Annotated in this window: 6 protein-coding genes; 1 reads left to right on the forward strand and 5 read right to left on the reverse strand. The window is 70.3% G+C overall.

Features of this window, described 5'->3' with window-relative positions; genetic code table 11:
* Positions 1 to 13 precede the first annotated feature (13 nt).
* The 5 genes from ABTZ58_RS26130 to ABTZ58_RS26150 all read right to left on the reverse strand — a co-directional run bounded on the left by ABTZ58_RS26130 (position 14) and on the right by ABTZ58_RS26150 (position 6227).
* Positions 14 to 634, reverse strand: a complete 621-nt coding sequence (locus ABTZ58_RS26130) for a GTP-binding protein (RefSeq protein WP_309095043.1) — start codon at positions 632 to 634, stop codon at positions 14 to 16.
* The gene (locus tag ABTZ58_RS26135) at positions 615 to 1019 is read right to left on the reverse strand and encodes a DUF742 domain-containing protein (RefSeq protein WP_351361301.1); all 405 of its coding nucleotides are present in this window, start codon (positions 1017 to 1019) and stop codon (positions 615 to 617) included. The genes ABTZ58_RS26130 and ABTZ58_RS26135 overlap by 20 nt, the downstream gene beginning before the upstream one ends.
* Positions 1016 to 1423: a roadblock/LC7 domain-containing protein gene (locus ABTZ58_RS26140; protein WP_010045319.1), complete on the reverse strand. Its 408-nt coding sequence runs from the start codon at positions 1421 to 1423 to the stop codon at positions 1016 to 1018. The genes ABTZ58_RS26135 and ABTZ58_RS26140 overlap by 4 nt, the downstream gene beginning before the upstream one ends.
* Positions 1420 to 3063, reverse strand: coding sequence for a sensor histidine kinase (locus ABTZ58_RS26145; RefSeq protein ID WP_351361304.1), 1644 nt, complete (start codon positions 3061 to 3063; stop codon positions 1420 to 1422). The genes ABTZ58_RS26140 and ABTZ58_RS26145 overlap by 4 nt, the downstream gene beginning before the upstream one ends.
* 317 nt (positions 3064 to 3380) lie before the next feature.
* The gene (locus ABTZ58_RS26150; RefSeq protein ID WP_351361307.1) at positions 3381 to 6227 is read right to left on the reverse strand and encodes a DEAD/DEAH box helicase; all 2847 of its coding nucleotides are present in this window, start codon (positions 6225 to 6227) and stop codon (positions 3381 to 3383) included.
* Between the two features lie 19 nt (positions 6228 to 6246).
* Between ABTZ58_RS26150 and ABTZ58_RS26155 the strand changes: the two genes are divergently transcribed.
* A partial coding sequence (locus ABTZ58_RS26155; protein WP_351361310.1) for a hypothetical protein occupies positions 6247 to 6459 on the forward strand: 213 nt, incomplete at its 3' end.

Below are 6459 nucleotides of genomic sequence, written 5' to 3' on the forward strand. Positions count from 1 at the left end.
GGGGCGAACGGGGTCAGGTGGACGCGCCCTGCATGGCGAGCGAGTGCAGGAAGCGCATCAGCGTCATCAGGACGTCCCGGCTGGAGGCCCGGCGGCGTGCGTCGCACTCCATGATCGGGATGTCCGGGGTGAGGTCGAGGGCCGCGCGCAGCTCCTCGATGTCGTAACGGGGCGCGTCGGGGAAGGTGTTGACGGCGACCACGAAGGGCACGCCGCGCTCCTCCAGGCGCCCCATGACGTCGAAGCTCACCTCCAGCCGGCGGGTGTCGACCAGGACCACCGCGCCGAGCGCGCCCTCGAACAGGCCGTTCCACAGGAACCAGAAGCGCTGCTGTCCGGGCGTGCCGAACAGGTACAGCACGAGCTGCTCGGTGATGCTGATGCGGCCGAAGTCCATGGCGACGGTGGTCGCCGTCTTGGACGCGGAGCCGAAGTTGTCGTCGACACCGATGCCGGCCTGCGTCATGGTCTCCTCGGTGGTCAGCGGTGTGATCTCGCTGACCGAGCCGACCATGGTCGTCTTGCCGACGCCGAAGCCACCCGCGATCACGATCTTGGCAGCGGCCTGTGCCGTGTGGGGCAGTTGGTCCTCGGCCCGGGGGCCCGGGATGGTGTCAGAGCCTTTGAAGTCCATTCATCACCGCTTCGAGAAGGGAACGGTCGGAACGCGCCTTGCGGACGATCGGGGCGCGCGCCTGTACCAGTTCCGCCGTCAGCATCTCGGTGAGCAGCACGCCCATCGCGCTGAACGGCAGGTGGAGGTAGGCCGACAGCTCGGCCACGGACAGCGGGGCGGCGCAGAGCCGGAGCAGCGCCGCCTGCTCGGGGGAGGCGGAGGGTGGCGGGTCCGTGGCCCGCGCCACGATCAAGGTCACCAGGTCGAGCTCGGCCCGTTCTCCGTCCGGGCCCGCCACCACGTACATCCGCTCGGGATTCTTGACCTTCCCCTCGCCCTGCTGGGCGGGCTGCGAGGGCGGTTCGGGTGCGGGGCTGCGCCTCTGGCGTTGCGGAGGGGTCATACGATCTGCCCGTTCCGCCGGGGCGGACTGGTCAGGTGGCCGCCGATCCGGACGACGAGGTCACGCATCATCGCGCTCATCCGGCCGGGTTCGCAGCGCACGTCGGAGAGCACCGCGAGGAAGGCGTTGGCCCCCGCGTTCATCAGGTAGAAGTAGCCGCGGTCGATCTCGATCATGACGAGCTTCATCTCGCCGTCGCCGACGGTGAGTTCCTGGCAGACGCTGCTCGCCAGGGACTGCAGACCGGCGCAGGCCGCGGCGACCCGGTCGGCCGCGTCGGGCTCGCCGCCGTAGCGGGCGATGCGCAGGCCGTCGGCCGAGAGCACCACGATCATCTCGATGCCCGGCACGCCGTCGGCGAGTTGCTTGAGCATCCAGTCGAAGTTGCCTCGCTGCTGGATCACTTGAGATCCCCCTCGTCATCGGCCTCGGTGGGGGCCGGGTCGTTGAGCAGGTGCAGGTACTTGGTGGGGTTGCGGATGAAGTCGGTCGGGTGGGTGCCGGGTTCGATGCCCTGCTTGAGCCCCTCCCAGAAGGCCTCCAGGCCCTTGCCGGGGGCGTCGGGGGCGCTCATGTCGCGCAGCGGCGGCACCTCGGGCTCCTTGGCCGCGGCCCACGGGTTGTACTCGCCACGCTCCTCGGCCTCGCGGTCCTCCTTCTCGTAGGCGGCCTGCTGGGCGAGCCGTTCGGCGAGCGGCATCTTCACCCGGCTGCGGCGCTGCGGCAGGCCGTTCGCCGTCCACTCGGTGACCTCGGGGACGTCGTCGTCCTCCAGGGAGACCGTGGCGGGGAGCTTCGGCATGGTGGGACGGCGCTTCTTCGGGGTGCGCTTGGGCCCCTCGGGGATGCCGACCGTCATGGGGATGCCGGTGGCGCCGATGCCGTGGGCGAGGCCGACACCGGGCGCGTGGGTGATCATCTCGCTCGGCACGATGAGGATGGCCCGGACCCCGCCGTAGGCGGAGGCGCGCAGGGAGACCTCCATGTTGTACGCCGTGCACAGACGGCCCACGACGGCCAGTCCCAGGCGCGGGTGCTCGCCGATGTCCTGGAGGTCGACGCCGGCCTTGGCGGCCTCCAGCATGCCCTCGATCCGGGTCCTGGCCTCCTCGTTGAGGTTGACACCGCCGTCCTCGATCTCGATACAGACGCCGGTCTGCACCTCGGTGGCGGTGACGTGGACCTTGGTCTGGGGCGGCGAGTAGCGCGTGGCGTTGTCGAGGAGTTCGGCGGCGGCGTGGATGACCGGCTCGACGTAGATGCCCTTGACGCTGACCTTCGCGATGGAGGCCAGCTGGATGCGCCGGTACTCCAGGATGCGGGACATGGCGCCGCGCAGCGTGCTGTAGAGGGACACCGGCTCGGGCCACTGGCGGCCGGGGCGGCCGCCGCCGAGGACGGAGACGGAGTCGGCGAGGCGGCCGATCAGGGCGTTGCCGTGGTCGATGCGCAGCAGGTCGTCGAAGACCTCGGGGTTGCGGCCGTGGTCCTCCTCCATCTCCCGCAGTTCCTGGGCCTGCTGGTGGATGATCGCCTGGACGCGGCGGGCGACCGTGACGAAGGACCGCGCGGCGGCGTCCCGCATGACCACTTCGTGGTCGACGATCTTCAGGGCCGTCAGCAGGGTCTCGTGCAGCGGCTTCGGGAGGTCGCGGTACTCGGGGTGGCGCAGGCCGAGCTTGCGAATCGCCTCTCTGGGGGATTCTCCGGTGTGCAGCAGGTTCAGCGCGGCGGGGAAGATCTTCCGGGAGAAGCGCAGGAACTCCTTCTCGTGGGCGGCGATCCGCTGTTCCAGCAACGCGCTGTGACGGGCGTGCTCATCCTGCTGCCTGCGCAGCGCACGGCCGCGACGCACCGCTACGACCGCCATGGCGAGGACCAGCACCGTGGCGAGGCCACCCAGCCAGCCGACGGCGGGCCGGGCCGGCGCCGACACCAGGGCGACAGCGGCTCCGGACGCCGCGGCCATCGCTATGGCGGGCAGCAACAACAGGCGCGCGTAAGGGAGTTCACCGCGAACAGGGGGGGATTGAACACTCACCATGTAGGCCTTCTGACAGGAGTCGGCTGGGGTTCAGGGGAACGTGCAGATGGGTATGTCATGAAACCGTTGGACTTTCCACACATGGGGGAACAAGCGCACGAATTCATCTCAAGCCGGTGCGCTGCGGGCGAGCTTAATCCGACCGGATCATCGCCGTGTCATATTCAGCAACTGCCGGAAACCGGACGCGAAGGGATAGTAGGCTCATTCGTCTACACGCTGTGAAACCGTTCGAATGCGCAAAGTAATCACGAACTCGCGTACGAAAGCCCACTCACCGTGACGGGTGAATGGGCTTCAGTACCGGGTGGGTGCGGTCACCCCACCGACGAGTAGGCGACAACTCCCCGCAGCAACAGATCAACGGCCTTCCGCGCGTTCTTCACCACGGAAGACCCCTGCGGCGCAGCCGCCGCGATCTGCCCCAGCACGTCGATGACCTGCTTGCACCAGCGCACGAAGTCCCCGGCCGGCATCTCCGCCTCGCGCAGCACCTCGTCGAGCCCCTTCCCCAAGGCCCACTCGTACGCGGCCCAGGCGAAGCCGAGATCGGGCTCGCGCTGCCCGACCCCCTCGGTCTGGGTGATCCGGAACTCCTCCTCCAGCGCGTCCAGCCGGCCCCAGATCCGCACCATCTCGCCCAGCGCGGCCTTGGCCCTGCCCGTCGGCAGCTTCGGCGCCATCGCGTCGTCCCCGACGCGCGACTCGTAGACCAACGCCGAGACGCACCCGGCCAGTTCGGCCGGACCGAGACCTTCCCAGACGCCCTCGCGCAGGCACTCGCTGGCCAGCAGGTCGAGCTCGCCGTACAGGCGCGCCAGCCGCTTGCCGTGCTCGGTGACCTCGTCGCCGCGCAGGTAGTCCAGCTCGGTCAGCAGCGCGACGATACGGTCGAACGTCCGGGCGATCGTGTTCGTCCGGCCCTCGATCCGCCGCTCCAGCTGTGAAGTGTCCCGCAGCAGCCGGTGGTAGCGCTCGGCCCAGCGGGCGTGGTCCTCACGGTCGCTGCACCCGTGGCACGGGTGCGCGCGCAGCGCGGTCCGCAGCCGGGCGATCTCGCGGTCGTCCGCCGCCTGGGAGCGCCGCTTGCGGTGCCGGTCGGCCGGGATGTGCCCGGCCTTGGTGCGCAGCGCCGACGCGAGGTCCCGACGGGACTGCGGGGAACGCGGATTGAAGGACTTCGGGATCCGCATCCGCTCCAGCGCCTCGACGGGGACCGGGAAGTCGATGGCCGCCAGCCGCTTCACCTGCCGCTCAGCGGTCAGCACCAGCGGGCGCGGCCCGTCGTGGTGGTCGAAGCCGCGATGGCCGTTCGAACGGCCCGCCGGCAGGCCCGGGTCCAGCACCAGCGCCAGACCCGCGTACTTGCCGGTGGGCACATGGATCACGTCACCCGGCTTCAGCTTCTCCAGCGCGACGGCGGCCTCCGCGCGCCGCTGCGCCGCGCCCTGCCGGGCCAGCTCGTTCTCCCGGTCCTTCAGCTCACGGCGCAGCCGCGCGTACTCCTCGAAGTCGCCGAGGTGGCAGGTCATGGAGGCCTTGTAGCCCTCCAGGCCCTCCTCGTTTCGCTGCACCTGACGCGAGATCCCGACGACCGACTTGTCGGCCTGGAACTGCGCGAAGGACGTCTCCAGCAGCTCCCGCGAGCGGTGCCGCCCGAACTGCTCGACCAGGTTGACCGCCATGTTGTACGACGGCTTGAAGCTGGAGCGCAGCGGGTACGTGCGCGTGCCCGCGAGACCGGCCAGGTGCTCGGGGTTCATGCCGCGCTGCCACAGCACCACGGCGTGGCCCTCGACGTCGATGCCGCGCCGTCCGGCCCGGCCCGTCAGCTGCGTGAACTCGCCCGGGGTGATGTCCGCGTGCTGCTCGCCGTTCCACTTGACGAGCTTCTCCAGGACCACCGAGCGGGCGGGCATGTTGATGCCGAGCGCGAGGGTCTCGGTCGCGAAGACGGCCTTGACCAGCCCGCGCACGAACAGCTCCTCGACGACCTCCTTGAAGGTGGGCAGCATGCCCGCGTGGTGGGCGGCGATGCCGCGCTCCAGGCCCTCCAGCCACTCGTAGTAGCCCAGGACGTGCAGGTCCTCGCGCGGGATGGACGCCGTGCGCTCCTCCACCAGGGAGCGGACCCGGTGCCGCGCCTCCTCGTCGTTGAGCCGCAGGCCCGCGTACAGGCACTGCTGGACGGCGGCCTCGCAGGCGGCGCGGCTGAAGATGAAGGTGATGGCGGGCAGCAGCCCCTCGGCGTCGAGCCGCTCGATGACCTCGGGCCGGCTCGGCGTCCACACCCGGGAGCGCTGTCTGCGCTCGCGCTCGCGGTCGGCCTCGCGCAGCCGGCCGCGCCGGCGGTCCTGGTACGACGGACGGCTCGCCTCCATGCGCGCCATGCGCGTGAGGTCGGGGTTGACGGCCTTCTTGTGGCCCTCCCCCTCCTCGAACAGGTCGTACATCCGCCGTCCGGCGAGCACGTGCTGGAACAGCGGCACGGGCCGGTGCTCGGAGACGATCACCTCGGTGTCGCCGCGGACCGTGTCGAGCCAGTCGCCGAACTCCTCGGCGTTCGACACGGTCGCCGAGAGGGAGACCAGCGTGACCGACTCGGGCAGGTGGATGATCACCTCTTCCCAGACGGCGCCCCGGAACCGGTCGGAGAGGTAGTGCACCTCGTCCATGACCACGTAGCCGAGGCCCAGGAGCGTCTGGGAACCGGCGTACAGCATGTTCCGCAGCACCTCGGTGGTCATCACGACCACCGGGGCGTCGGAGTTGACGCTGTTGTCGCCGGTGAGCAGGCCGACCTTGTCCGTGCCGTAGCGGCGGCACAGGTCGGCGTACTTCTGGTTCGACAGCGCCTTGATGGGTGTCGTGTAGAAGCACTTCTTGCCCTGCCCGAGGGCGAGGTGGACGGCGAACTCGCCGACGATCGTCTTGCCGGAGCCGGTGGGCGCGGCCACCAGCACGCCCTTCCCCGCCTCGAGAGCCTGACAGGCCTCGATCTGGAAGGGGTCGAGGCCGAAGTCGTACATCTCGCGGAAGGAGGCGAGCGCGGTGGCCTGCTCGGCAGCGCGCTTGCGGGCTGCCGCGTACCGCTCGGCCGGTGAGAGATCCTCTGTCATCGTGCTTTCGAGCGTACCGGGCCGCACTGACAACAGGACGATCATTATCCGGATCCGTTCCCGCGTGAGCTGGAATCGGCGCAGCTCAGGGGCGCCGGCCCACAGGCACGCCGCGCCTCGGGCGTGGCGGGGCGACGCGGTCAGGGACGGCGGGGCGACGGGCCCGGGGGTCGGGGGGCCGGGGGGCCGGGGGGCCCGGGCCGGCACGGTGATCCTCACCGACCTGCGCGTCGGCGAGATCGCTGCCGGCGACCTGCTGCTGCGGATGGACATCTCC

The sequence above is a fragment of the Streptomyces sp. NPDC094143 genome, assembly GCF_040303825.1.
In the GTDB taxonomy this organism is placed as follows: Bacteria; Actinomycetota; Actinomycetes; order Streptomycetales; family Streptomycetaceae; genus Streptomyces.

Coding starts and splice junctions, on each gene's coding strand:
- ABTZ58_RS26150 (WP_351361307.1), bottom strand. CDS start 6,227: ATGATCGTCCTGTTGTCAGTGCGGCCCGGTACGCTCGAAAGCACGATG.
- ABTZ58_RS26145 (WP_351361304.1), bottom strand. CDS start 3,063: ATGGTGAGTGTTCAATCCCCCCCTGTTCGCGGTGAACTCCCTTACGCG.
- ABTZ58_RS26135 (WP_351361301.1), bottom strand. CDS start 1,019: ATGACCCCTCCGCAACGCCAGAGGCGCAGCCCCGCACCCGAACCGCCC.
- ABTZ58_RS26130 (WP_309095043.1), bottom strand. CDS start 634: ATGGACTTCAAAGGCTCTGACACCATCCCGGGCCCCCGGGCCGAGGAC.